We start from the raw sequence: 23,735 nt of genomic DNA, 5'->3' as shown, positions 1-23,735 counted from the left end.
GCCCCACTCGCCCGAACGCACTCCATGGCCTTGGACGGCGGTGAACCGTGGATCGGTTGCCGTCCGAATCTGTGCGGAACCTGAGAGGAACATCACGTTCCTGTGATGCTCCTCTTTCGGGTCGGCGCCTAGTGTGCCACCCGGACGGCCGTCCCCCGGACGAGGTGTCCAGCCAACGCTCAGGAAGGTCCCCCGGGGCACCTTACCGTCCGCGCGGCCCGCGCCGTCGGGCGAGGCGGTGCGAGCCCGCGCGACGGGTGCGGAGAGAATCATGGGATGAGCACAACCCGCTTTCGCCCGTCCGGCCGGTACCGGCCCGCCCTCGCCGCCCTCGCCGCCCTCGCGGTCGCGGTCGCCGTGGCCGGCTGCAGCAGTACCGGAGGCAGACGCGCCGAGGAGGCCCGCGCCAACGCCGCGGCCGCCGGCACCAGCGCCGTCACCACCCCGCGCTGGAAGGTCGCCATGGTGACCCACGCCGGAGCCGGCGACGCCTTCTGGGACAGCGTGCGCAAGGGCGCCGAGCAGGCCGCCGCCAAGGACAACATCACCTTCCTGTACTCCAACGACGCGCAGACCCAGAACCAGGTCCAGCTCGTCCAGGCCGCCATCGACCAGAAGGTCGACGGCCTGCTCGTCACCCTCGCCAAGGGCGACGCCATGGCCGGCGTCCTCGCCAAGGCCAAGGCCGCCGGCATCCCCGTGATCACCGTCAACTCCGGCCAGGAGTACTCCGCGAAGTTCGGCGCGCTCACCCACGTCGGCCAGGACGAGACCACCGCCGGCCAGGCCGCCGGCGCCGAGCTGGCCTCCCGCGGCCGCCGATCCGTCCTGTGCGTCATCCACGAGCAGGGCAACGTCGGCCAGGAGCAGCGCTGCTCCGGCGCCCAGTCCGGCTCCGGACCGGCCGGCGCCTCCTTCCAGGTGCTCTACGTGGACGGCGTCAACATGCCCGACGCCCGGGCCGCGATCTCGGCCAAGCTCCAGGCGGACCCGGCCATCGACACCGTGCTCACCCTCTCCGGCCCGATGGCCGCCACCGGCCTGCAGGCCGTCCAGGACGCCCACCGCCAGGTCGAGCTCGACACCTTCGACCTGGGCACGCAGGTCGTCGCCGGGCTGAAGTCCGGCAGCGTCGGCTTCGCCGTCGACCAGCAGCCCTACCTCCAGGGCTACGAGGGCGTCGACCTGCTCTGGCTCCACCGCTCCAACCTCGACATGCTCGGCGGCGGCAAGCCCGTGGCGACCGGCCCGCAGATCCTCACCAAGGACAACGCGGACGCCCTCGCCGAGTACGTCGCGAGGGGGACCCGTTGAGCATCCCGTCGAGCACCCCGGACCTGCTCCTCCAGGACCGTCCGGCGGCCCTGCGACGCCTCCTCGCCCGCCCCGAGCTCGGCGCGCTGATCGCCGCCGCCGCCGTCTTCCTGGTCTTCGCGGCCGTCGCCGAACCCTTCCTACGGGTCTCCTCGCTGGGCACCGTGCTCTACGCCGCGTCCACCATCGGGATCATGGCGGTGCCGGTCTCGCTGCTGATGATCGGCGGCGAGTTCGACCTCTCGGCCGGGGTGCTGGTCACCACCGCCGCGCTGACCTCGTCGATGGTCTCCTACCAGTTCACCGCCGTCACCTGGGTCGGCGTCGTCGTCTCGCTCGCCGTCGCGCTCGCGATCGGCTGGTTCAACGGCTGGATGCTCGGCCGCACCAAACTGCCCAGCTTCATCGTCACGCTGGGCACGTTCCTGATGCTGACCGGCGCCGACCTCGGCGTCACCAAGCTCGTCTCCGGCACGGTGTCGACCAAGCCGATCTCCGACATGCAGGGCTTCGCCTCCTGCCGCTGGCTGTTCGCCTCCGAGGTCACCGTCGGCGGGCTGACCGTCAAGGCCACCGTGTGGTGGTGGCTCGGCATGCTCGCCGTCGGCACCTGGGTGCTGCTGCGCACCCGCTTCGGCAACTGGATCTTCGCCGTCGGCGGCGACGCCGCCGCGGCCCGCGCGGTCGGCGTGCCCGTCGCCCGGACCAAGACCGTGCTCTACCTCGGCGTCGGCTTCGGCGCCTGGGTGCTCGGCCAGCACCTGCTGTTCTCCTTCGACACCGTCCAGTCCGGCGAGGGCGTCGGCAACGAGCTGATCTACATCGTCGCGGCCGTCATCGGCGGCTGCCTGATCACCGGCGGCTACGGCTCGGTGGCCGGCTCCGCGCTCGGCGCGCTGATCTTCGGCATGGCCAGCAAGGGCATCGTGTACGCCCAGTGGAACCCGGACTGGTTCAAGTTCTTCCTCGGCGCGATGCTGCTGCTCGCCGCCCTGCTGAACGCCTTCGTCAAGCGCCGGGCCGAGCGGGGGCCGCGATGAGCACCGACCTTCCTTCCAGGGGCGAGCTCCTCTCCCTTGAGTCCGTCGGCAAGAGCTACGGCACCGTCCGCGCCCTGCAGGACGTCTCACTGACCCTGCGGGCCGGCGAGATCAGCTGCGTGCTCGGCGACAACGGCGCCGGCAAGTCCACCCTGATCAAGATCATCGCGGGGCTGCACCGGCACGACGAGGGCGTCTACACCGTCGGCGGCGAGGAGGTCCGGTTCGACTCCCCGCGCCAGGCCCTCGACCGCGGCATCGCCACCGTCTACCAGGACCTCGCCGTCGTCCCCCTGATGCCCGTCTGGCGCAACTTCTTCCTCGGCTCCGAGCGCGGGCTGCGCCGCTGGGGTGGGCTGCGCCTGGACGCCGACGGCATGCGCGCCACCACCCGCGGGGCGCTCGCCCGGATGGGCATCGACCTGCACGACGTCGACCGGCCCATCGGAACCCTGTCCGGCGGGCAGCGCCAGTGCGTGGCCATCGCCCGCGCCGTCCACTTCGGCGCCAAGGTGCTCGTCCTGGACGAGCCCACCGCCGCCCTCGGCGTCAAGCAGTCGGGCGTCGTGCTCAAGTACGTCACCGCGGCCCGCGACGCCGGGCTCGGGGTCGTCCTGATCACGCACAACCCGCACCACGCCCACCTGGTCGGGGACCACTTCACCCTGCTCAAGCGCGGCCGGACGGCCGGCAGCCACCCGCGCGACGAGATCGGCCTCGAACAGCTCACCACCGAGATGGCCGGCGGCTCCGAGCTCGCCGAGCTCTCGCACGAGCTGGCCCGTCCTGACACCACCACACCTCGTGAGGAGCGTCCGCAGCCGTGAACAGCCCCCAAGGCAGCACCCGGCCGGCCGTCCTGCCCACCCTGCTCGGCCTCGGCCCGCGCGCCGAGCGCCGCCGCCGCGCCCTGCCCGCGGGGATACTGCGGCTGCCCACCATCGGCGTCGACATCGGCGGCACCAAGGTCGTCGCGGGCGTCGTGGACGGCGAGGGCAAGGTGCTGGAGAAGCTGCGCACCGACACCCCGCACAAGAGCAAGAGCCCCAAGGTCGTCGAGGACGTCATCGTCGAGCTGGTGCTGGAGCTCGCCGACCGGCACGACGTCCACGCCGTCGGCATCGGCGCGGCCGGCTGGGTGGACGCCGACCGCTCCAGGGTGCTCTTCGCGCCCCACCTCAACTGGCGCAACGAGCCCCTCCAGCAGGTACTCAGCGAGCGGCTGCGGTTCCCGGTGATCGTCGAGAACGATGCCAACGCGGCGGCCTGGGCCGAGTGGCGCTTCGGCGCCGGGCGCGGCGAGGACCACATGGTGATGCTCACCCTCGGCACCGGCATCGGCGGGGCCGTCGTGCGCGACGGCTACGTCGACCGCGGCAAGTACGGGCTCGCGGGCGAGTTCGGGCACATGCAGGTGGTGCCCGGCGGGCACCGCTGCCCGTGCGGCAACCGCGGCTGCTGGGAGCAGTACTCCTCCGGCAACGCGCTGGTGCGCGACGCGCGCGAGCTCGTCGCCGAGGAGTCGCCGGTGGTGCAGCCGCTGCTCGCCCGGGCCGGCGGCGCCGTCGAGGGCATCACGGGCCCGCTGGTCACCGAGGCCGCGCAGGCCGGCGACCCGACGGCGACCGAGCTGCTCTACGAGGTCGGCACCTGGCTGGGCGTCGGTATCGCCAACCTGGCCGCCGCCCTCGACCCGGGGCGCTTCGTCATCGGCGGTGGCGTCTCCGAGGCCGGCGACCTCCTGCTCGGTCCCGCCCGGGACACCTTCCGCCGCACCCTCACCGGCCGCGGCTTCCGCCCCGAGGCCACCATCGTCCACGCGGCCCTCGGCAACGAGGCCGGCCTGGTCGGCGCCGCCGACCTCGCCCGCCAGGTCGCCCGCCGCTTCCGCACGATCAAGCGCCGCCGGGTCGAGCGCAGTGCGCTGTAGGGGGCAGGAGGCGGGGGACGGCTGACAACTTCCAGCCGACAGGTTTCAGATGACAGATAACGTCTTCTGTCATCTGAAAGTTGTCGGCTGTCAGTCGCTCCCCCTTGCCCCGGTCGGCCATGCAGACTGTCCACTGGTAGTGATGCGGCATGGTTGTCGGGATCACACCTCCTGTGAAACAACGGAGTTGACGTCGACTCAGGAGGAATGGGATGAGGGCTCTGACCCGTCTCGCGCCACCGTTGTTGCTCGCGAGTGCGCTGGTGTGGTCCGCCGCCGGTCCGGCCGGGGCGGCTGCTCCGCCGTCGAAGGTGCCGGAGGCCGTCGGGTGGGGCGGGGCCGTGTCCACGGTGTCCGCGGAGGCCACCGCCGCCGGGATCGAGGTGCTGCGCAAGGGTGGGAACGCGGTGGACGCGGCCGTCGCCGCCGCCGCGGCCCTCGGCGTCACCGAGCCCTACTCGTCAGGGATCGGCGGGGGCGGGTACTTCGTCTACTACGACCACGCCACCGGCCGCGTGCACACCATCGACGGCCGCGAGATCGCCGGCCGCACCGCCGGTGCCGGGCTCTTCCTGGAGGACGGCAAGCCGCTCGCCTTCCCCGACGCCGTCACCAGCGGCCTGTCGGTCGGCGTCCCCGGCACCGCGGCCACCTGGGACGACGCGCTGAAGCAGTGGGGCACCCGCTCGCTCGCCGAGAACCTGGAGCCGGCCGAGCGGATCGCCGACGACGGTTTCGTCGTCAATGCCACCTTCCGCGGCATGACCGGGGACAACTACGGCCGCTTCAAGGACTTCCCGGCCACCGCCAAGCTCTTCCTGCCCGGCGGCAAGCTCCCCGAGGTCGGCTCCGTCCTGCGCAACCCCGACCTCGCCGCCACCTACCGCCAGCTCGGCAAGGAGGGCACCAAGGCGTTCTACCAGGGCGACATCGGCCGGGACGTCGTCAACACGCTCCAGCACCCGCCGGTCGACCCCGCCTCCGGCCGCAACGCCCGCCCCGGCGAGGTCGACACCGTCGACCTCGCCTCCTACCGGGTCCGCCGCCAGGCCCCCACCCACGTCGCCTACCGGGACTACGACGTCTACTCGATCGCCCCGTCCAGCTCCGGCGGCACCACCGTCGGCGAGGCCCTCGGCATCCTCGAGAACGGCGACGTCTCCGGCTACAGCAGCACGCAGTACTACCACCACTTCCTGGAGGCCTCCCGGGTGGCCTTCGCCGACCGCAACCGCTGGGTCGGCGACGCGCGCTTCTCGGACGTCCCGACGAAGGAACTGCTCTCGCCCGACTACGCCGCCTCCCGGGCCTGCCTGATCAGCCCCGACCACGCCCTGACCAGCCCGCTGGCCCCCGGTGACCCGTACGACCCGGCCGCCTGCGCCGACGGCGGCCAGGCCGTCCCCGAGCCGTACGAGGGCCAGAACACCACGCACCTCACCGTGGCCGACCGCTGGGGCGACGTCGTCGCGTACACCCTGTCCATCGAGCAGACCGGCGGCAGCGGCATCACCGTCCCCGGGCGCGGCTTCCTGCTCAACAACGAGCTGACCGACTTCGACTTCGCCCCGCTCGCGGCCGGGGTGCCCGACCCCAACCTGCCCGGGCCCGGCAAGCGCCCGCGCTCCTCGATGTCGCCCACCATCGTGCTGCGCGACGGCGCGCCGTTGCTCGCCACCGGCAGCCCCGGCGGGGCGACCATCATCACCACCACCCTGCAGGTGCTCCTCGGCCGCCTCGACCGCGGCCTGAGCCTGGAGCAGGCCATCGCCGCGCCGCGCGCCAGCCAGCGCAACGCCGCCGCCACCCAGGCGGAGCCGGGCTTCCTCGCGCTGTCCGAGCGGTCGGCGCTGGAGGCGCTCGGGCACAGCTTCAGCCCGGTCGACGAGATCGGCGCTGCCACCGGTGTCGAGCGGCTGCCGGACGGGCGCTGGGTGGCCGCCGCCGAACCCGTGCGGCGCGGCGGCGGCGCGGCCGCGGTGGTTCGGCCGGCGGGCTGACGGGCGGCGGCCGACGGGCGACCATTGACAGATGACAGATTTCGAAATCTGTCATCTGTTGCCTGTTGCCTGTTGCCTGTTGCCTGTCATCTGTCGGCCGCCGTCGGCCGGGCCTGTCGGCGGCGGGCGGTATGTTCGGGGTGGGTGTCCCCGGGGCTCGCCTCCGGGGGCGTCCACTCCGTCCGACCGTCCGTACGACCCGGGAAGGCCGCCCGCCGTGACCGTCCGCATCGCCACCTGGAACATCAACTCCGTCACCGCGCGGCTGCCCAAGCTCCTGGAGTGGCTGGAGAGCGCCAAGCCCGACGTGCTCTGCCTCCAGGAGCTCAAGTGCGCGGCCGACGCCTTCCCGTACGAGGACGTCCGCGCACTCGGCTACGAGACGGCGGCCCACGGCACCGGCCGGTGGAACGGCGTCGCGATCGTCTCCCGGCTCGGCCTCGACGACGTCGTGCGCGGCCTGCCCGGCCAGCCCGGCTACCTCGCCGACGACGCCCTGCTGCCCGACGTCGAACCCCGCGCCATCGCCGCCACCTGCGGCCCCGTCCGGGTCTGGTCCGTCTACGTGCCCAACGGGCGCGAGGTCGGCCACGCCCACTACCGCTACAAGCTGGAGTGGCTGGAGGCCCTGCGCAAGGCCTCCGCGGAGGACGCCGCCGGTCCGCGCCCCTTCGCCGTCCTCGGGGACTTCAACATCGCCCCCACCGACGAGGACGTCTTCGACGCCGCCGCCTTCGAGGGCCTCACCCACGTCACCCCGGCCGAGCGGGCCGCGCTGGATTCCCTCGGCGAGGTCGGCCTGCACGACGTCGTGCCCCGCCCGCTCAAGTACGACCGCCCCTACACCTACTGGGACTACCGCCAGCTGGCCTTCCCGAAGAACCGGGGCATGCGCATCGACCTCACCTACGCCAACAAGCCCTTCGCCGACGCCGTCACCGACAGCTACGTCGACCGCGAGGCCCGCAAGGGAAAGGGCACGTCGGACCACGCCCCGGTGGTCGTCGACCTCGACCTCTGAGTCACGGAAGTCGCCCTGCGCGACGGACTGTCGCTCGATCGGACGCCAGCGGTGGCCGGGCGCCGGAAGCCTGCCTACCGTCGGTGAGTGACCGGGTGCAGTTGCTCGACCACGTGGACATGGGAGTCCCCGGCTGCGCCCGAGAATCCCGGAGGTTCCGGCATGCGCCCCATGCGTACGGCCGCCGCCGCCCTGATCGGTGCGATGGCGCTGACCGGTCTGACGGCCCCCCTCGCGATCGCCAGGGACGGCGCGGCCTCGGGCGGTCCGTCCCAGGCCGCACCGGGCCATAACGTGACGGGCCCTGACAGCGGTCCCGGCAAGGGTCCCGACGGGGGTTCTGACAGGGGTTCCGGCAAGGGGTCGGACAAGGGGCCCGACAAGGGCCTGGGCGACTGGGGCAAGGCGGCCGGGGAGTGGGCCGGCTCGCTCGGCCAGTCCGGCGCCGGGAACCAGCAGGTCGCCCCGCACGGCTCCGTCCACACCGGCCTCGGCGGCTCGGTCGCGGGCAACCCGGCGGAGCTGGCCGGCGGCCTCGCGCTCGTCGCCGGCGGTGTCGGCGGCTTCTGGCTGCTGCGGAGACGAGGTGCCTGACGGCCCCTCCGCGCGCCTTCCGCTCGCACCCGCCGCGCCGCCGGACCGCCCCTGGGCCGGCGGCGCGGACGCGTCCGCGAACGCTCAGGCCTGCCAGTGCTCGGCCTTCAGGGCGCCGTCGGCCAGCAGATACTGGGCGAGGATGTACGTCGCCATGATCCAGAACTGATGCCCCGGCAGCTCCCGCCACTTCGCCAGCTGGGTGGCGATCAGCGTGTCCGAGAGCAGGAACAGCGCCCCGCCGAGGCCGGTCCGCCAGCCCAGCCCCGCCGAGGTGACGGCGGTCGAGGCGAGCAGCAGGCTGTAGCCCGCCACCGGCACCTGGAGGTCTCCGAGGTCCGGCCAGAGCTGCGCGATCATGCCGGCCCACGCCGTCGCGTACGCGGCCGCGACGAGGAGGGCGCGCTTGCGGTCGGTGAGCGCCCCCTGCCGCACGAACATCGTGACGTAGCAGACGTGTGCGGCCGCGAAGGAGCCCATTCCGGCCAGGAACGCCGTGTCGTCCTTCAGTTGGAGCAGCACGTCCCCGCCCGCGCTCAGCAGCAGCGCCGGCGCCAGCAGCTTCGGTGCCTCACGCTCCGCCGCCGTCGCCGCCGAGACGCTGTGCGCGGCCAGCAGGGGCATCAGGGCGGGTTTGGTGGCGTTGCGGAGCACTGCGGCACCGGAGAGGATCGCGCCCAGGTGCGCCGCCGAGGTGGCCGCGAAGCCGCCCAGCAGACCGGTGGTCGAGCGCAGGCGCCCGCCGAGGACGGCTCGGGTGGTCGTACTGATGCTCATACGGCTGCTGACCTCCGGGGGATGAGGGGTGGTGCGGGACGGCGGAACGGGCCTCGCGCTCGAACCCTAGGTGACCGGTGGGCGCGGCGATAGACCAGGTTACCGGTGCGTAACCCCGATGGGGAGCGGTGGATGACGTCCAGATGGGGTCGCGGTGGGGCTGCGGCGGGGGACCCGGCGCGTCGCCGCCTGGTCGCCAGCAGCCAGGGGGGAAGGCAGGCGGAAGGTGGGCGGAGGGCGGGCGGCCACGTGGCCGGGATGCCCGCCCGGGGCCTGGCTGCTGCCGACGGGGGACCCGGCCACCGTCTAGTCTGGTCCCCGACATGGAGCAGCAGGAGTACGCGGCCTCCGCCACCCGGGTGGCGGACGGCAGGCCGGACGGGCGCACGGGCGGAACGGGGCGGGGGGCCACCGACGCCGTCCCCGCCGTACCCGCCGCGCCGCCCGTCCCCGCTCCCGTCGCGCCGTCCGTCCCGGCTCCCGGCAACAGGTCTGACGATCCGAAGGAGCGGTCCCTGTCGCCCGACCCGGGGCTGCTGCGGCTCGCGCACTGGTTCGCCGCCGCCAGCCCCGGCACCGCCGACGACCTCTGCACCGCGTCCTTCGGCCTCTATCCCGCCCGCCACTTCGGTGCCCCCGCCGACGCGGCCGCCGACGCCGACGTCAGCTGGTGGCACGGCCCGACCGCGCATGCCGCCACCCTCCGCCGCGTCCGCGAGGCCCGCCCGGTGCGCGGTCTGCGGCGCGCCCGCCGGGACGCCGCCACGCTGCCGGTCGTGCGCTCAGGCGCCAAGCCGGGCAAGCACCGCAAGCCCGAGCGGACCCGGCCGCTGCCCGGAGCGCAGGATCGTTCCGCCCAGGACAGCGATGCCCAGGACAGCGATGTCCAGGACTGTGACGCCCGGCTTCGCGATGCCCGGCTTCGTGACGCCCGGCTTCGTGACGCCCAGGACCAGCCGCGCGCCGGCGAGGCAGCCGAACGCCGCATCGCCGCCCGGCTGTTGCTCGCCCACCCCCTCGTCACCGCCTCCGGCCCGCACGCCGACGGCTTCCCGCTGATCCGCCGTCACCGCGACTGGCTCACCGAGCGCTTCGACACCCTGCTCGGCTACCGGCTCGTCGTCGGGCCCTGGCACGCCCGCCTCTACAAGGCCGGCCTCGGCCCCGGCGCCGCCCGCCGCCTCCAGCACCCCGGCACCGGCGAGCCGTTCACCCCCGCCGGTTACGCCCAGCTCGCCCTCGCGCTCGCCCTGCTCGTCGACGCCCCCGAGCAACTCCCGTACCGGCGGCTGCTCGACGCCATGCGCGCCGCCGCGCCCGAACTGCCCGCCGCGCCCGCCGACCGCGCCATGGCCCTCGCCGCGCTCGCCGACTGGCAGGTGCTCGGCGACCTCCCGGACGACCCGGCCGCCGACCGCTCCTGCGTGCTCACCGTCGACCGCGAACTCGCCCGCGCCGTCCCGGCCGGACCGCCCGCCCTCGCCGACGGCGCCGCCGACCTCATCCGCCGCGCCGCCGACGCCGCACCCGCCACCGCCGTCCGCCGCCTGCTCGTCGAGACCCCCGCCGTCCTCGCCGCCGACCTCCCCGGGGAGCAGCGCGCCTGGCTGCGCGACCACCGGCTCAGCGGGCCCGCCGCGCTCGGCGAATTCCTCGGCCTGGAAGCCGAGTCGAGGTCGGAAGGGGTCGCCCTGCTGGACCCGGCCGACGAACTGACCGACCTCGCCCTGTCCGGCGCCGGCACCCTGTCGCAGGCCGCCCTGCTCCTCGTCGAGCGTCTCGTCGAGGAGGTCCGCCCGCTGCCCGGCGACCCGGCCGACGGCGACGTGCCGATCCCCGACGCGCTGATAGACGGGGTCCTCGGCGACATCGCCGACGAGTACGGCCTCCCGGCCGGCTGGCGCCGCGACTACCTCGCCGACCGCACCGCGCTGCGCCGCGACGCCCTCGACGTCCTGCACCGCCTGGGCCTGGTCACCCCCGCCCCGCGCGCCAGCCGGCCCCCGGCGTGGCTGTTGCGTCCCCCGGCCGCCCGTTACGCCCCCGCCCTGGACCTCCACCCCACCCCGGGCACGGGCCGCCACTCCCGTCGGGCGGAGGGGGAGTAGGCCGTCCTGGGCCCGTCCGGCGCGTGCCGGGCCCGGACATGCGAAAGCACCGCATCCGGAGGGGGGCGGCGGTGTTGGCGGGTCCGGTGGGGCGGGTGGGATGCTCGCGCTGCTTGCGCTACGTGCCGTGGGTCACTTGCCGGCGGTGGCGGTCGTCGTCACGGTGTCGTACCGGACGGTTTCCACGGTCGCGCCGACGCCGAAGGTGCCGAGGGCGATGGAGGCGAGGACGGCGGCGCAGGCGAGTAGGCGGCGGTGGCGCTGGGGGAGCGGGAAGCGCGGTTCCTGGTGGGTCGCCGGAGGGAGGGCGTTCATGCCACGGAGGGTGGCAGGGCGGAATGAACGGTCGGTACGCACGGGTGAAGTCCGGACGGGGGTTGGGCGTCGGTTGGGGCGGATGCGCCCCACCCTGCCTCGAGTGGGGCGTCGTGGCTGGTCAGGCGGGTGGTGCGCGGTCGCACCGACCGGCGCCGGCGAGGGCCTCGCCGACGGTGCCACGGGAGGACCCGGCTGCCGGGCCGGTCCGCTTCCGCCCGGTCGAGGGGAGGGCGCGGCGGGTTCGTCCGTGCGTTCGTCCGGGCCGTTCGGGCGGGGAGGGTGCGCCGGGGGCGGCGGGAGGGGACGTACGCCCCGTCACCGTCGCCTCGCCGGGATGCCCGGATCAGGCCGCGTACTCGGGTGCCGGGTGGCCGGACGCCGCGGCGTGCGTGGTGGCGAGGTAGCGGGCCAGGGCCTGGCGGCTGCGGGTCAGCTCGTCGATGCGCGAGTCCATGTCGGCGAGTTCGCCGCGCAGCGTGGCGAGCAGGTTCGGGCAGGCCTCCAGGGCCGGGATCGGGCCGGTGGCGCAGGGGAGGAGCTCGGCGATGACGCGGGTGGAGAGGCCGGCCGCGAGCAGGCTGCGGATCTGCCGGACCCGGACGGTGTCGGCCTCGGCGTACTCGCGGTAGCCGCCGGCCGAGCGGGCCGGTTCGAGCAGGCCCTGCTCCTCGTAGTAGCGGAGCAGGCGGGTGGACACCCCGGTCAGGCGGGAGACTTCTCCGATGCGCATGACCGGGCGAACGTCCTGTTCGCGGCCTGTGTTCCCCGCCTCGCGGACGGGAGTTCGACGACGGGCCCTACGTGGCCGTGGTGTCCAGCTCCTTGAGGAAGTCGAGCACGACGGCCCGCAGTTCGGGCAGCCGCTCGACCACGGGGAGGTGGCCGCAGGGGAGTTCGGCGAGGCGGGCGCCGGGGATGCCGTAGGCCAGGGCGCGGTGCTGGCTGGGCGGCACGAGCTGGTCCTCGCGGGTGCTGACGACCAGGGCGGGCACCGCTGTCGCGGCGAGCTCGGCGCGCACGTCGGCCCGGCCCGCCAGCCGGAACTGCTGCCGGAAGCCTTGCGGGACGGGGGAGTCGAGCGAGTTCCGGAGGAGCGCGAGGTCGTCGGCGCGAAGCGCGTCGATCCACGTCTCGCCGAGCACGACGGTGAGCATGAGGCGGGTGAGGTCGGCCGGTCGGTCGGCGAGGTCGATGGCGAGGTCGGCGAGCAGCCGCAGCCGCGCCGAGCCGCCGGCCACGCCCGCGATGAGCAGCAGCGAGCGGACCCGCTCGGGGTGGCGGGTGGCGGCCCGGACGGCGACGGCGGCGCCGAGCGAGTAGCCGGCCAGGTCGAAGGTGTCGAGGCCCTCCTCGACGGCGGTCGAGACGAGCCGGTCGGCGAGGTCGTCGAGGGTGGGCTCGCCGGCTTCGTACGGGGTGTCGCCGGAGCCGGGGTAGTCGGGGGCGACGACGGTGCGGTGGGCGGCGAGGTCGGCCAGCAGCGGGCCCCAGTTGTCCCGGGCGCTGCCGCCGGCGCCGTGGGCGAGCAGCAGGCCGGGGCCGGTGCCGCGGACGATCCGGGCGAGCGGAGGGAAGGGGATGGGCGCCATCGTGGCTGCTCCTGTCCGTTGGTGCGGGCTCCGGCCTCGGCGCGGCCCCGGCGGTTTCTGTTTCGGCGGTTTCGGCTCCGGCCCCGGCCGTCGGCGCGGCCCCGGGCGGTTTCGGCTTCGGCCGTTCGGCTTTGGTTTCTCGCACGGTAGGTGTTCACATCGGTGAGAAGGTCAAGCCGCTGAGCGTCTTACGGGCGGCGGTGGGCGGACGTACCATCCGGAGCGTGACGGGATGGTGGCGCACGGTGCCTCCGTCCGGAAGGAAGGAGTCCGCTCATGGCCGACGACGTCCATGTGCCCGGGATCGTGAAGCCGTTGCCCGAGGCGTGGTTCGTGCCGCACGACACCAACGCCGAGATGCGTTGGGACGCGCTGCGCGAGGCGGACGGCCGCGCCGCGATCGGCCGGCACGTGCCGGTGGAACGGTTCTTCGTCCGCAATCACACCCGCACCCCGCTGATCGACCCCGGCACGTGGCGGCTGCGGCTGTTCGGCACCGGCCTGCGCGGCGCCCCGTCCGCCGACCGGCCGGTCGAGTTCTCCCTCGACGACCTCCGCGCCCTGCCCCGCACCCGGATCAGCGCGCTGATCGAGTGCGCGGGCAACGGCCGCAGCTTCTACGCGAGCCGCCAGCACCAGCGCGTCCCGGGCACGCCGTGGGCGCTCGGCGGCGTCGGCTCGGCGAGCTGGTACGGCGTCCGGCTCGCGGACGTGCTGCGCGAGGCCGGGCTGAGCGCCGGCGCGGTGGACCTGCTGCCGGCCGGCCTCGACCCGCACTACGTCGTCGGCGGCACCGACTACGGCCCGGTGCGCCGCCCGCTGCCGCTCGCCAAGGCGCTGGACGACGTGCTGCTCGCGTACGGGATGAACGGCGAGCCGCTGACGCCCGACCACGGCGCGCCGGCCCGCCTGGTGGTGCCGGGCTGGGTGGGCATCGCCTCGATCAAGTGGCTCGGCTCGATCGAGGTGGCCGACCGGCCGCTGTCCTCGCCCTGGAACACCGACTTCTACCGGATGTTCGGTCCCGACCACCCGCCCGGCGGCGGCGCCCCGCTGACCGGGCAGGTGGTGAAGTGCGCCTTCGAACTCGCCGAGGGCGCCGTGCTGGAGGCCGGCCGCACCCACCGGCTGCACGGCCGCTCGTGGTCCGGCGAGGCCGCGGTGCGCCGGGTCGAGGTGAGCGACGACGGCGGCCGGACGTGGCGGCGCGCCGAGCTGCACGACGAGCCGCGCGCCCACGACTGGACGCGCTGGAGCATCGCCTGGCGCCCCGGGCGGCCCGGCCGCTACGAGCTGCGCGCCCGCGCGACGGACCGCCGGGGCGGCACGCAGCCGCGGACGGCGGTGTTCAACCGGGAGGGCTACCTGTTCGGCGCGGTGGTGGCCCACCCGGTGACGGTGGTCGAGCCCCCGGCGGGGCCCGCCGGGGGCTAGGCCGTGGTCTGGACCGCTGTGGCCTGGACCGCGGCCTGGACGTCGTAGGGAGCCGGGTAGGGCGTCTCGTACGGGGTCAGGACCAGCCGCACCACGTCCTCCAGGCGCCGCCGGGCGTCCCCGAGGGTCGTGCGGCCGGTCACCCACGCGGTCAGCTCGCCCTGCCAGGCGTGGCCCACGATGTGCCGCACGAGATCGCTCGCGGCGGCCGGCACCTCGCCCATCAGCGCCTGGAGCGCGGCGTTGTCGGCCCGGGCCATGCCCTGCAGGGCCTCGCTGGCGAACGGGTCGGTGGACGCGGCGACGGCCACCCGCAGCCGGGCCAGTTCGGGCTGCCGCTGGTAGGCCCGCATCCCGCCGCGCACGAACCGCACCGCCCGGTCGGTGGCCCCCGGCCCGGCCCGGGGCCCGCGCAGCTCGGCCACCAGGTCGGCCAGCAGCAGGCGGTGCCACTCGGCGATCGCCGCCGCCAGGAGGTGGTCCTTGGAGGAGAAGTAGCGGTACGCCGTCCCCAGGGCGACTCCGGACCGCTCGCAGACCTGCTTCATCTGCAGCCGCTCGACGCCGATCTCGTTCACCAGGGCGAGCGCCGCCGCGATCAGGCCTTCGCGGCGTTCGAGTTGACGCGGAGACATCGCCTCCACCGGCCGTGGTGACAGGTCAACCTTGGTCACCCGCACCATGATACGGGCCGGGGCCGCTCAGGAGTATGACGCCGACCGGCCCCCTTCCGTTCGCCGGGCGGTCGTCGCGGCGCCGGGCGGGGCGCGTTCAGCGCCGTTCGCGGATCAGCGCCTCCTGGACGGCGGAGGCGACGAGCCGCCCGTCCCGGTCGTAGAACTCGCCGAGCGACAGCCCCCGGCCGTCCGAGGAGGACGGGCTGCGCTGGGCGAACAGCAGCCACTCGTCGGCCCGGAACGGGCGGTGGAACCACATCGCGTGGTCCAGCGAGGCCATCACCAGCCGGGGCGGCTCGACGCGCCGGAAGAAGTTCGGCTGCACCTGCAGCCCGGCGGTGGACGCGAGCGTGAGGTCGGACAGGTAGGTGAGCGCGCACGTGTGCAGGAGCGGGTCCCCATCCGGCAGCGGGGTGCCGGTGCGCAGCCAGACGAACTGCTGCGGCATCCCCGGGACGGCCTGCGGCACGCCGGGCGCGTCGTCCGGGACGAAGCGCAGTTCGAGCTCGCGGAAGCCCTCGGTGCGGGCGAGGGCTTCGCGGGCGGCCGGCTCCCAGAGCGAGAACGCGTCCGGCAGGCCGTCGGGGCCGGGAACCGGGGGCATCGCGCGGTGGCGGTCGGCGGCCGGCTCGGGGCGCTTGAAGGACGCGGAGAGGGTGAAGATCGCGTTCCCGTTCTGCACCGCCGTGACGCGGCGGGTGGTGTAGGACATGCCGTCGCGGACCCGGTCGACCTCGTAGCGGATCGGCTCGGTCGGGTCGCCGGCCAGCAGGAAGTAGCTGTGCAGGGAGTGGACGGCGCGCTCGCCGTCGCAGGTGCGCCCGGCGGCGGTCAGCGCCTGCGCGGCGACCTGTCCGCCGAACGCGCGCATCGGCGCCCCGGCGTGGCAGCGGCCCCGGAACGTGTTCTCGTCCAGCCGCTCGATCTTCAGCAGTGCGGCGAAGGGGCCGGCCGGAGCGGCGGCCCGTCTCGCCTGTTCGGTCAGGTCGGTCACAGGCCCATAGTGGCAGAAGCCAACCGTGCGGCGGTGTGACGTGGGTAACCCTTTCGGGTTCAGACGTCCCTAGAACGTGTTTCAGTCCCGAAAGGGGCGGGGGAATTGTCAGTGCCCTCACCTAGCGTGCTCGGCATGACGCAATCCGCACACGCGTACGCCTATCTGCGACCGTCCGCCGTGCTCGGCTCGGGCACCGCGGGTGCCGGCCGGCGGCTCGACCTGGCCACCTCGGGCGGTGCCACCCCGCTCGGGGCGGCGGCCAACCCGCGGTTCTTCGCGGGCTTCCTGGCCGACCCGGCGCCGGCCGCCGCCGCGCTGCTCGCCGTCGCGGACGTCGCCGCCGCCCGCTACCACCAGCCGCAGCTGCGTGCCTCGCTCGACCCGGTGGTCACCGCCAGCGGGGACCGGCTGCGCTTCGAGTCCTTCTCCGGCTGCTGCGGCGTCTACGCCCGGCTCGACGTGCTCCGGGCCTCGCTGGACGGCGACGACATCGGCCACGGCACCACCAACGTGGACGTCAACAACCCGCTGCGCGAGGCCCTCACCCGCATCGGCCCGGCCGAGCCGCTCCACCTCGCGGTGGGGCCGGACGAGCTGGAGGTCACCACCTTCGACGGGCCGCTGGTGGAGAAGAAGGTGCCGCTGCCCGAGCGCTGGCTGCGCGGCTTCGCCGAGACCCAGGTCACCACCGCCGGCTTCGACCTGCGGGCCGAGCTGCCGGCCGCCGAGGCGGTCCGCTTCCTGCGCTCGCTGCCGCGCGGCGGGCGCAGCGGCGTCGGCTGGGTCGTCCCGGCCGGGCGCACCCTGCGGCCGACCACCCGTCCGGTGCCCGGGGCCGTCTGCCTGCCCGGCCCCGAGCGGCTGGTGGCGCTCCAGCGGGTGCTGCGGCACGCGCTCGCGCTGCGCGTGTACGGGCCGGCGGCCGGTTCGGGTGCGGCGGGTCCGGCGGCCTCCGCGTGGGAGGTGGTGCTGCCCGGCATGCGGCTCACGCTGACGCTCTCGCCGGACGCCTCGCGCGGCTTCTCCGGCGAGGGCGGGGTGCTCGGCGCCCTCGCCACCCGCACCGCCGGGCAGGACGCCGAACTCGTCGCCGCGCTGCTCGCCTGGGAGCCGCGGATCGAGATCGCCGACCTGGCCGCGCAGTCCGGGCTCACCCCCGAGCGGGTGCGGGCCGCTCTCACCCGGCTCGGCACGGCCGGGCAGATCGGCTACGACACCGCCGAGGCCGCCTACTTCCACCGGCAGCTCCCGTACGACGCGGGGCGGGCCGAGGCGGCGAACCCGCGGCTGCGGGCCGCGCGGGCGCTCGTGGCAGCGGGCGCGGTGCGGCTGGAGGAGGGCGGCGCGACGGCCGTCGTCACGGTGGACGAGCACGTCCAGCGGGTGCGCACGGACGAGGCGGGCCGGGTGAGCTGCACCTGCCTGTGGTGGGCCAAGTACCGCGGCGGGCGCGGGCCGTGCAAGCACGCGCTCGCGGTGGGGATCGTACGGGAGAAGGGCGGGGCCGGGGCGTGAACGCGATGACAAGGCTGGCGACAGCGTCGGTGACGACGCCGGTGGCGTCGGCGTCGGCGGACCGGGTGGGCGAACTGCTGGAGGCCGTCCGGAGCGGGTCGGTGAAGGCGGTACCCGGGCTGCTCGCCGCGCTGGACCCGGCGCAGCGGCGGGCCTGCCTGCCCGGACTGAAGGAGCAGCGCCGGGAGATCCGCGGCGAGTGGTCGAACCTCGCGAACGCGCGGGCCGCCGCCCTGTTGGTCGCCGGGGCCGGCTGTCACGCGGGCCCGGCCGGGGCCGCCACCTGGATCGGCGGGCGGGACTTCGGCGGGCGCAGCGGCTCGCTGCCCCGCGAGCTGGCCGTGGTCGTCGAGGCGCAGCCGGTGCCGTGGCAGATCGAGGTGGCCGCACGGCTGGCCGACCGGACGGCGCCGCGCTGGGGCTGGCGGCTCTACCCGGTGATCGAGGCCGTGGTGCGGCGCACCGGCTGCGCGGTGCCGCAGACCGAGCCGTTCGTCCGGGAGTGGGTGGAGCAGAAGCACAGCGCCGGGACGGGCCCGCGTCCGACGCTCGCGGAAGAGCTGCGCGCCGACGCCTTCACGCCCGTGCTGCTGCCGAGAGTCTTCGAACTCGCCGAGGTCGGCCCGCTGTTGTCCTGGCGGCTCAGCCCCCGGCCCGGGGACGTCTTCGCCGAGGCCGTCGCGGAACTGGCCTCCTCCGGGGAGTCGGCCTCTTCCGGGGTGCTGGAGCGGGGCGAGGTGCTCGACCGGTGCCTGGCCCGGCTGCTGCGTGGCGGGAAGCCCGCCGACCAGCGGCTCTTCGTCGACGTGCTGCGCGCCCTCGCGCCCACGTCCGACGAGTTCGCGGCCCGCGCGCGGGACTTGGTGGCGCTGCTGGACGGCCTTTCCGCCGTCGCCGGGTACGCGCAGGAGGTCTTGGCCGGGCTGGACGAGGCCGGGCTGGTCGAGCCCGAACTGCTGGACGAGGCCTCGGCGGTGGTGCTGTTCCGGGCGGAGAAGAAGCTGGTGCGCGCGCAGTTGGGGTGGCTGGAGAAGGCGGCCCGGCGCTCGCCGGAGCGGGCGGGTGCGGTGGTGCTCGCCACGTCCGGGGCGTTCGGGCACCCGGACGCGGGCGTCCAGGAGCGGGCGTTGAACGTGGTGGCCCGCCACCTCAAGGCGGCCGGGAGTGCGGTGGTGCCGGAACTCCTCCATGCCGCCGAGGGCTTGAACCCCGTCCATCATCCGCGCGCGGGCGAGCTGTTCGGCGCGCCGGTCGGCGGGGACGACCCGGACACCGGGTGGAACGAGCTTCTGCCGCCCGTCCCGGCGCCGGTCCCGCTGGGGGCGCCGATCGCCTCGGCGGCGGAGGTCGCGGAGGAACTGTCCGCGCTGCTCGCGGCCGCGGAGCCGGAGGTCGCGGCGTTCGAGCGCGTGCTGGACGGGCTCGTACGGCACGCGTGCGAGGACCGGGCGGCGCTGGTCGAGGCACTGGCGCCGGTCCTGCGGGTGCACGAGTGGAACGGCGTCGGGCGCTGGCAGGACTGCGGCCCCCGGGACGTCCTCCACGTCGCGCTGGCGGTGGCCGGCCGGACGCCGCCGCACCGGCTCTGGGACTTCCTCGGTGGCAAAGGCCGCTCGCCGCTGCGCGGCGACAGCGCCACGCTCTACGGCCAGGTGTTCGCCGCCCGGGTGGAGGAGGCGGCATGGCAGGTGACGGCCAACCGGCCGCCGTACCTGCTGGCCACACCCACCGACGCCACCGGCGCGCTGGACGCGGCGGTGCTGGTCGAGCGGCTGGCCGGCTACGCGGCGGCGGGCGTGACACCGGGCGAGGCGGACCTTTGCGCGGCGCTGCTGCGGGTGGGGCCGGCGGACGGCGAGGTGATCCGTGCGGCCGAGGCGGTGACCACGCCCGCCGGGCGGTGGGTGGCCCAGTGGCTGCGCGACGGAGGCCTGCCCGCCCAGCCGACCGAGCGGGTGGTCTTCGCGCCCGGCCGGGGCTCGCGGAGCGGCCACTTCTACGGCGAGCGCTGGTGGGAGGACCTGCGGCGGATCGCCGTCGCGCAGCCGGGCATCGGTGCCGGGCCACAGGGGCCGGGCGGTGAACGGCTCGGGCGCGAGTTCCTGGCGCTGCTGGACGGCACCGGGCCGAGCGTGGCGCGGGCCCGTGCGCAGGCGCACTGGCTGTGGGAGCCGAGCGTGCACTGGGCGGCGATGCTCCCGTGGCACCGCGAGGAGCTGGCTGCCCGCTGGCTCGACTCCTTCGCCTCCGCCGCGGACCGCGACGAGCGCGGCGCGGGGCGGGTGCTGCCCGCCCTCGCCGAGGCCGGCGGCCCGGCCGGGCTCGCGCTCCACCTGGCCCTCGGGTACGGGCTGGGCGCCCGTCACGCCGGGGACCGGACGGCCGCCGTCGACGCGCTGCTCGTGCTCGCCGCCCGCGGCGACCTCGACGGCGCGCTCCTCGGGCGCGAGCTGGGCGCGCTGGCCGAGTGCGGTGCGGTGAAGCCCGTCCGGCTCGCCGCGGCGTTCGGCCTGGCGGCCGGGACGGGGGCGTACGCGACGGTGTGGTCGGTGCTCGGCGCCGCGCTGCCCGTCCTGCTGGCGGGCGACCAGAGCGCCCGCGGCCTCGGGGACCTGGTGGCGCTGGCCGCCGACTGCGCCCGCCGGACGGGAGCGCGCGGCCCGATCGCCGAGGTGGCGGGCGTGGCGGCGAAGGGCGGTTCGAGCCGCCTGGTGAAGGAGGCCCGGGTGCTGCGGGACGTCCTGGAGGCGTAGCGGGGCGGGTGGCAGGTGGCGGGTACCAAGTAACAGAAGACAGAAGACAGATAACAGATTTCAGCGAACAGATTTTGAAATCTGTTCGCTGAAACCCGTCTCCCGCACGACCACCGCGTCGACGCTCCCGCGCGCCGCCGCGGCGACCGCCCGCCACCACAGCCGCAGGGCCGGAGGGTTGACGGGTTCGAACGGCTTGCCCGGGCGGGGCACCGCGAGGTGGGCGCCGAGCGCGTGGGCGGCCGTGACCACCCGCTCGGCGGGCTCGTCCCACGGGTGCAGCGCCAGGTTGAAGGTGCACCAGTGGATCGGCAGCAGCAGTCCGCCGCCCAGGTCCAGGTGCGCCCACACGCCCTCCTCGGGCGTCATGTGGACCTCGGGCCAGAAGTCGCTGTACGCACCGACCTGCATCATCGTCGCGTCGAACGGCCCGAGCCGGCGCCCGATCTCGGCGAAGCCGGGGAAGTAGCCGGTGTCCCCGCTGTGGAAGATCCGGTGACCGTCGCCGGCCACCACCCAGGACGCCCACAGGAACAGCGCGCTCGTGCGTGGCCCGCGGCTGCAGTAGTGCCGGGCCGGCGTGGCGGTCAGCGTGAGTCCGGCGACCTCGGCCGACTCCCACCAGTCCAGCTCGATGATCCGCGCGGCCGGCACCCCCCAGTGCTCCAGGTGCGCGCCGACCCCGAGTGGCACGGCGAACACCGCGCCCGTCGCGTTGAGCGCGCGGATCGTTCCCATGTCGAGGTGGTCGTAGTGGTCGTGAGAGACCACCACCACGTCCACCGGCCCGAGTTCGGAGAGCGGCAGCGGCACCGGGTGCAGCCGCTTGGGGCCCGTCCAGGCGAACGGTGAGCAGCGCTCCCCCCACACCGGGTCGAGCAGCACCCGGCGCCCGTCGATCTCGGCGAGGACGGTCGCGTGGCCGAGCCAGGTGAGCCGCAGCCCGGATTCCGGTGGCGCGGCCAGGTCCGACGGCAGCAGCCGGTGCACCGGTACGGCGGCGGCCGGGGCTCGGCGGGTCTTGTCGTCCGCCAGGTGGGCGCGGGTGATTTCGAGCGGGCTGCGCTCGTACACCAGGCGGCGGGTGGGCAGCGGGTTGCGGAAGGCGCCGTCGGCGAACTGCGGGGAGCGGCGGATGCGGGCCAGCCGTTCGCCGCGCGGATCGGCCCCGAAGGCCTCGGCCCGGAGCCGGTGCCAGGCCGCGCGCGGCAGTCCGGCCAGACCGGGCCCCGGGTCGGGGGCCGGACGCGTGGACGCAGGAGCGAGCTGGGAGGTCAGACCGGCGAGGCGGGAGAACCACGGGGCAGAGCGGGGCACGGCTCCTCCAGGGACGGTCACGGCTACCGGGCATGCCGGGGGCCGCACCGCGGGGCGGGCCGGGTGCGGCCCCCACGCGGTGCGACAACCATCTCGTCGGAGATTACTCCCCGTGAGCCGTCCGGACCTGGTGGGGAGGGCCGTGCGGGCCGATCGGAGTACGGGCGGCGGCCCGCCCCCGGGGCCCGGGTCAGACGTAGAAGCGGGTGATCGTCTCCGCGACGCAGTGCGGCTTGGTGCTCTGCGCACTGGTGATCGTGAACCGCACGACCGCCTGGACCCCGCCCGGCACCTCGGTCGCCGAGACGAGCTCGGCGGTGGCCCGGATCGCGGTGCCCACCGGCACGGGCGCCGGGAAGCGCACCTTCTCCGACCCGTAGTTGAGCGCCATCCGCACCCCCTCGACGCTGTAGCACTCCTTCGCGAGCACCGGGATCATCGACTGCGTCAGGTACCCGTGCGCGATGGTCGAGCCGAACTGGCTCTCCTTCGCCCGCTGCGGGTCCACGTGGATCCACTGGTGGTCGCCGGTCGCCTCGGCGAACAGGTCGATCTGCCGCTGTTCGATCGTGTGCCACTCGCTGGTGCCCAGTTCGGTGCCGACGGCGGCGGCGAGGTCGGCGAGGGAGGCGAAGCTCGTCACGGTGTGCTCCTGGAAGGGGACGGGCCGGGGCCCGGTGATCAGGACGTCGGCAGGGTATGCCTACTCCCCGGTACCTGTCAGGAGCGGGCACCGCCCTTCCTCGGACGCGGGGCGAAACGCCCAGGTCAGGCCCACAGCATGCCGTGTCCGGCCGGGAGCAGCCGGCGCCCGCTCACCAGCTCCGGCACCAGCGCGAAGTAGATCGGCTCCGGGTCCCCCACCCACGGCCGCAGCCCGGAGCGCAGCGCCCGCCGAACCTGTTCGGGATCGCCGACCGCGTCCGCCCGGCCGTGCACCAGCACGCTCCACCCGGTGCGGGTGACCGGGTCCAGCAGGTCCGCCTGGAACGCCACCACTGTGCCGTCAAGCCCGCGCGCGGTCGCACTTCCCCGGCGCACGGCGAGCAGCAACCGCCCGTCCACGACCTCGAAGGAGACCGGCAGGACGGCGGGCAGCGCGTGCTCGGTGTACACCACGCGCCCGACGGGCACGGTGCTGAGCAGCCGCAGGCACTCGGCCTCGCTCAGGGTCTCCACACGGTCGTCGGGCTCCATGCGTCCGATCGTCCTCCGGCCGCCGGGTCGGCCGATAGGGCCCATGGTCCCGGAGCGGAGGGCCGGGAGCCCCATCGGCGGAGACCGGGGGCGGTAGCCTGCCCGGCGGGCGGCCCCGGGTGCGCCGGGGCCGGCGAGGAGGGGGCGTGCGATGGTGGGCGGGGTCGATCTGGTGGTGATCGGGGCGGACGGAGGCCCCGACAAGGGCTTCGGCGGGTCGGCGCACGCGCCGGACGGCGCCCGGCTGATGGCCGGGGTGCTGCCCGGGATGTGCTTCGACGCGGGTGCGGGCGGCTGCCGGGTCACCGCCGTCGCGCCGGACGCGGACGCCAACGCGATGCTCACCGCGGTCCGTTCGGCCGCCCAGCACCCCGGCCGCTGGCTGGTGGTCTGCCTGGTCGGCCAGCTGGTCGCCGACCCGCGCGGGCGCCGGCTCGCCCTCGTCACCGCCGGCAGCACCGCCGACAACGCCTACCGCCGCGGCCTCGCCTGGGACTGGGTGGTCAGCGCCATGGTGCACGGCGACCAGGAGGAGGCGCTGCTGCTCGTCGACGCCGTCGCCGACCGCGACACCTGGGCGGCGCTCGAACGCGGTGCCGACGCCCGCTCCGGGCAGGAGGGCGCGGGCGAACTGCTGAGCTACTCGCGCGTCCCGCTGTGGGGCCGGATCGGCCGCTACGCCCCGGGTAGACGCGGCCGGGACGCCGTACTGCCGGGTGGTGAGGGATCGTTCAGCCGGGCCCTCACCACCGTGCTGCGCCAGGGCCTGCCGGGTGCGCCCGCCGCCGTCGGACCGCTGGACCTCCAGCCGGCCGTCGCCGCGATCCTGGACGGCGCGGTGCCGGCCGGAAGTTCGGGTGCGCCGGGCGCGCGCCTGCTCGTTCCGCCGCAGGGCGGGCGCCTGTTGATGCGCAATCGCGCGGCCGTGCGGGGCGCATTGGCCGGATTGTCGCTTTCCGAAGAACTGTTGGCCGTTCTGTGGCGCGAAAGTGCCCCGACGGATCCGCCTTCCGCGTAAGGTCAGGGGGCCCGAGGTGTTGCCGTGATGGGGTGGGTTGGCGAAGAATCGATGCCCCGCGGAAACATCGGTGGGACGGCGGAATTCTTCTGGCGGCCACGGAGCTCGGTCGGTTCGGTCGCGATGAGGTGGGGCG

At 75.0% G+C, this 23,735-nt stretch carries 21 protein-coding genes; 12 read left to right on the top strand and 9 right to left on the bottom strand.

The features are described 5' to 3' along the window. Window positions 1–276 precede the first annotated feature (276 nt). The 7 genes from ACWCXH_RS09310 to ACWCXH_RS09280 all read left to right on the top strand — a co-directional run bounded on the left by ACWCXH_RS09310 (window position 277) and on the right by ACWCXH_RS09280 (window position 7,899). Window positions 277–1,314, top strand: a complete 1,038-nt coding sequence (locus ACWCXH_RS09310; protein ID WP_449800743.1) for a substrate-binding domain-containing protein — start codon at window positions 277–279, stop codon at window positions 1,312–1,314. Continuing rightward, window positions 1,311–2,354 (top strand): ABC transporter permease, encoded by a 1,044-nt coding sequence (locus ACWCXH_RS09305; protein ID WP_449800742.1) that lies wholly within the window; start codon window positions 1,311–1,313, stop codon window positions 2,352–2,354. The genes ACWCXH_RS09310 and ACWCXH_RS09305 overlap by 4 nt, the downstream gene beginning before the upstream one ends. Next, on the top strand, window positions 2,351–3,181 hold the full coding sequence (locus ACWCXH_RS09300; protein WP_449800741.1) for an ATP-binding cassette domain-containing protein: 831 nt from the start codon (window positions 2,351–2,353) through the stop codon (window positions 3,179–3,181). The genes ACWCXH_RS09305 and ACWCXH_RS09300 overlap by 4 nt, the downstream gene beginning before the upstream one ends. Beyond that, window positions 3,178–4,284 carry an ROK family glucokinase gene (locus ACWCXH_RS09295; RefSeq protein ID WP_449800740.1) on the top strand — a complete coding sequence of 369 codons (1,107 nt, stop codon included), beginning with the start codon at window positions 3,178–3,180 and terminating at the stop codon, window positions 4,282–4,284. The genes ACWCXH_RS09300 and ACWCXH_RS09295 overlap by 4 nt, the downstream gene beginning before the upstream one ends. 212 nt (window positions 4,285–4,496) lie before the next feature. Further along, window positions 4,497–6,284, top strand: a complete 1,788-nt coding sequence (gene ggt, locus ACWCXH_RS09290; RefSeq protein WP_449800739.1) for a gamma-glutamyltransferase — start codon at window positions 4,497–4,499, stop codon at window positions 6,282–6,284. 217 nt (window positions 6,285–6,501) lie between these two features. Beyond that, complete coding sequence (locus ACWCXH_RS09285) at window positions 6,502–7,305, top strand: exodeoxyribonuclease III (protein WP_449800738.1); 804 nt, start codon at window positions 6,502–6,504, stop codon at window positions 7,303–7,305. A gap of 162 nt (window positions 7,306–7,467) precedes the next feature. Next, the gene (locus ACWCXH_RS09280; RefSeq protein WP_449800737.1) at window positions 7,468–7,899 is read left to right on the top strand and encodes a hypothetical protein; all 432 of its coding nucleotides are present in this window, start codon (window positions 7,468–7,470) and stop codon (window positions 7,897–7,899) included. An 84-nt stretch (window positions 7,900–7,983) separates the two neighbouring features. On the opposite strand, the gene ACWCXH_RS09275 is transcribed toward ACWCXH_RS09280, so the two are convergent. Next, a complete protein-coding gene (locus ACWCXH_RS09275) occupies window positions 7,984–8,676 on the bottom strand; it encodes a lysoplasmalogenase (RefSeq protein WP_449800736.1) in 693 nt (230 codons plus the stop codon). A 323-nt stretch (window positions 8,677–8,999) separates the two neighbouring features. Between ACWCXH_RS09275 and ACWCXH_RS09270 the strand changes: the two genes are divergently transcribed. Next, window positions 9,000–10,784 (top strand): DUF2398 family protein, encoded by a 1,785-nt coding sequence (locus tag ACWCXH_RS09270; RefSeq protein WP_449800735.1) that lies wholly within the window; start codon window positions 9,000–9,002, stop codon window positions 10,782–10,784. A gap of 132 nt (window positions 10,785–10,916) precedes the next feature. Here the strand turns inward: ACWCXH_RS09270 and ACWCXH_RS09265 are convergent, their stop codons facing one another. The 3 genes from ACWCXH_RS09265 to ACWCXH_RS09255 all read right to left on the bottom strand — a co-directional run bounded on the left by ACWCXH_RS09265 (window position 10,917) and on the right by ACWCXH_RS09255 (window position 12,691). After that, on the bottom strand, window positions 10,917–11,099 hold the full coding sequence (locus ACWCXH_RS09265; RefSeq protein WP_449800734.1) for a hypothetical protein: 183 nt from the start codon (window positions 11,097–11,099) through the stop codon (window positions 10,917–10,919). 346 nt (window positions 11,100–11,445) lie between these two features. Further along, on the bottom strand, window positions 11,446–11,832 hold the full coding sequence (locus tag ACWCXH_RS09260; protein WP_449800733.1) for a MerR family transcriptional regulator: 387 nt from the start codon (window positions 11,830–11,832) through the stop codon (window positions 11,446–11,448). A 67-nt stretch (window positions 11,833–11,899) separates the two neighbouring features. Further along, window positions 11,900–12,691, bottom strand: coding sequence for an alpha/beta fold hydrolase (locus ACWCXH_RS09255; protein WP_449800732.1), 792 nt, complete (start codon window positions 12,689–12,691; stop codon window positions 11,900–11,902). Between the two features lie 276 nt (window positions 12,692–12,967). Here ACWCXH_RS09255 and ACWCXH_RS09250 point away from each other — a divergent pair, with 276 nt between their 5' ends. Then, window positions 12,968–14,125 (top strand): sulfite oxidase, encoded by a 1,158-nt coding sequence (locus ACWCXH_RS09250; protein ID WP_449800731.1) that lies wholly within the window; start codon window positions 12,968–12,970, stop codon window positions 14,123–14,125. On the opposite strand, the gene ACWCXH_RS09245 is transcribed toward ACWCXH_RS09250, so the two are convergent. Together ACWCXH_RS09245 and ACWCXH_RS09240 are read right to left on the bottom strand one after the other, a co-directional pair. Beyond that, on the bottom strand, window positions 14,122–14,799 hold the full coding sequence (locus ACWCXH_RS09245; protein ID WP_449800730.1) for a TetR/AcrR family transcriptional regulator: 678 nt from the start codon (window positions 14,797–14,799) through the stop codon (window positions 14,122–14,124). The two genes, ACWCXH_RS09250 and ACWCXH_RS09245, sit on opposite strands and share 4 nt — an antisense overlap. Before the next feature lie 97 nt (window positions 14,800–14,896). After that, window positions 14,897–15,796, bottom strand: coding sequence for an acyl-CoA thioesterase (locus ACWCXH_RS09240; RefSeq protein ID WP_449800729.1), 900 nt, complete (start codon window positions 15,794–15,796; stop codon window positions 14,897–14,899). Between the two features lie 135 nt (window positions 15,797–15,931). Here ACWCXH_RS09240 and ACWCXH_RS09235 point away from each other — a divergent pair, with 135 nt between their 5' ends. Together ACWCXH_RS09235 and ACWCXH_RS09230 are read left to right on the top strand one after the other, a co-directional pair. After that, a complete protein-coding gene (locus tag ACWCXH_RS09235; protein WP_449800728.1) occupies window positions 15,932–17,314 on the top strand; it encodes an SWIM zinc finger family protein in 1,383 nt (460 codons plus the stop codon). Further along, window positions 17,311–20,067: a DUF7824 domain-containing protein gene (locus ACWCXH_RS09230; protein WP_449800727.1), complete on the top strand. Its 2,757-nt coding sequence runs from the start codon at window positions 17,311–17,313 to the stop codon at window positions 20,065–20,067. Before ACWCXH_RS09235 ends, ACWCXH_RS09230 begins: the two co-directional genes overlap by 4 nt. Before the next feature lie 60 nt (window positions 20,068–20,127). Here ACWCXH_RS09230 and ACWCXH_RS09225 read toward each other — a convergent pair whose 3' ends face one another. The 3 genes from ACWCXH_RS09225 to ACWCXH_RS09215 form a co-directional block, all read right to left on the bottom strand. Then, window positions 20,128–21,288 carry an MBL fold metallo-hydrolase gene (locus ACWCXH_RS09225; RefSeq protein WP_449800889.1) on the bottom strand — a complete coding sequence of 387 codons (1,161 nt, stop codon included), beginning with the start codon at window positions 21,286–21,288 and terminating at the stop codon, window positions 20,128–20,130. A 286-nt stretch (window positions 21,289–21,574) separates the two neighbouring features. After that, the gene (locus tag ACWCXH_RS09220) at window positions 21,575–22,027 is read right to left on the bottom strand and encodes a MaoC family dehydratase (RefSeq protein WP_449800726.1); all 453 of its coding nucleotides are present in this window, start codon (window positions 22,025–22,027) and stop codon (window positions 21,575–21,577) included. A 125-nt stretch (window positions 22,028–22,152) separates the two neighbouring features. Further along, entirely contained in the window at window positions 22,153–22,581 is a 429-nt protein-coding gene (locus ACWCXH_RS09215) for a pyridoxamine 5'-phosphate oxidase family protein (RefSeq protein ID WP_449800725.1), read from the bottom strand. A gap of 151 nt (window positions 22,582–22,732) precedes the next feature. On the opposite strand from ACWCXH_RS09215, the gene ACWCXH_RS09210 reads away from it, so the two are divergent. Next, window positions 22,733–23,599: a hypothetical protein gene (locus ACWCXH_RS09210; RefSeq protein WP_449800724.1), complete on the top strand. Its 867-nt coding sequence runs from the start codon at window positions 22,733–22,735 to the stop codon at window positions 23,597–23,599. Window positions 23,600–23,735 lie beyond the last annotated feature (136 nt).

The organism is Kitasatospora sp. NPDC001660, assembly GCF_053596725.1.
Note: the sequence above shows the minus strand (reverse complement) of the source record. Positions and strands in the feature narration are given on the sequence as shown.

What these genes read in the sequence shown, in the direction of transcription:
- ACWCXH_RS09275 (WP_449800736.1), bottom strand. Translation starts at nt 8,676, where the DNA reads ATGAGCATCAGTACGACCACCCGAGCCGTCCTCGGCGGGCGCCTGCGC.
- ACWCXH_RS09280 (WP_449800737.1), top strand. Translation starts at nt 7,468, where the DNA reads ATGCGCCCCATGCGTACGGCCGCCGCCGCCCTGATCGGTGCGATGGCG.
- ACWCXH_RS09270 (WP_449800735.1), top strand. Translation starts at nt 9,000, where the DNA reads ATGGAGCAGCAGGAGTACGCGGCCTCCGCCACCCGGGTGGCGGACGGC.
- ACWCXH_RS09235 (WP_449800728.1), top strand. Translation starts at nt 15,932, where the DNA reads ATGACGCAATCCGCACACGCGTACGCCTATCTGCGACCGTCCGCCGTG.
- ACWCXH_RS09215 (WP_449800725.1), bottom strand. Translation starts at nt 22,581, where the DNA reads ATGGAGCCCGACGACCGTGTGGAGACCCTGAGCGAGGCCGAGTGCCTG.
- ACWCXH_RS09265 (WP_449800734.1), bottom strand. Translation starts at nt 11,099, where the DNA reads ATGAACGCCCTCCCTCCGGCGACCCACCAGGAACCGCGCTTCCCGCTC.
- ACWCXH_RS09300 (WP_449800741.1), top strand. Translation starts at nt 2,351, where the DNA reads ATGAGCACCGACCTTCCTTCCAGGGGCGAGCTCCTCTCCCTTGAGTCC.
- ACWCXH_RS09255 (WP_449800732.1), bottom strand. Translation starts at nt 12,691, where the DNA reads ATGGCGCCCATCCCCTTCCCTCCGCTCGCCCGGATCGTCCGCGGCACC.
- ACWCXH_RS09260 (WP_449800733.1), bottom strand. Translation starts at nt 11,832, where the DNA reads ATGCGCATCGGAGAAGTCTCCCGCCTGACCGGGGTGTCCACCCGCCTG.
- ggt (WP_449800739.1), top strand. Translation starts at nt 4,497, where the DNA reads ATGAGGGCTCTGACCCGTCTCGCGCCACCGTTGTTGCTCGCGAGTGCG.
- ACWCXH_RS09210 (WP_449800724.1), top strand. Translation starts at nt 22,733, where the DNA reads ATGGTGGGCGGGGTCGATCTGGTGGTGATCGGGGCGGACGGAGGCCCC.
- ACWCXH_RS09250 (WP_449800731.1), top strand. Translation starts at nt 12,968, where the DNA reads ATGGCCGACGACGTCCATGTGCCCGGGATCGTGAAGCCGTTGCCCGAG.
- ACWCXH_RS09310 (WP_449800743.1), top strand. Translation starts at nt 277, where the DNA reads ATGAGCACAACCCGCTTTCGCCCGTCCGGCCGGTACCGGCCCGCCCTC.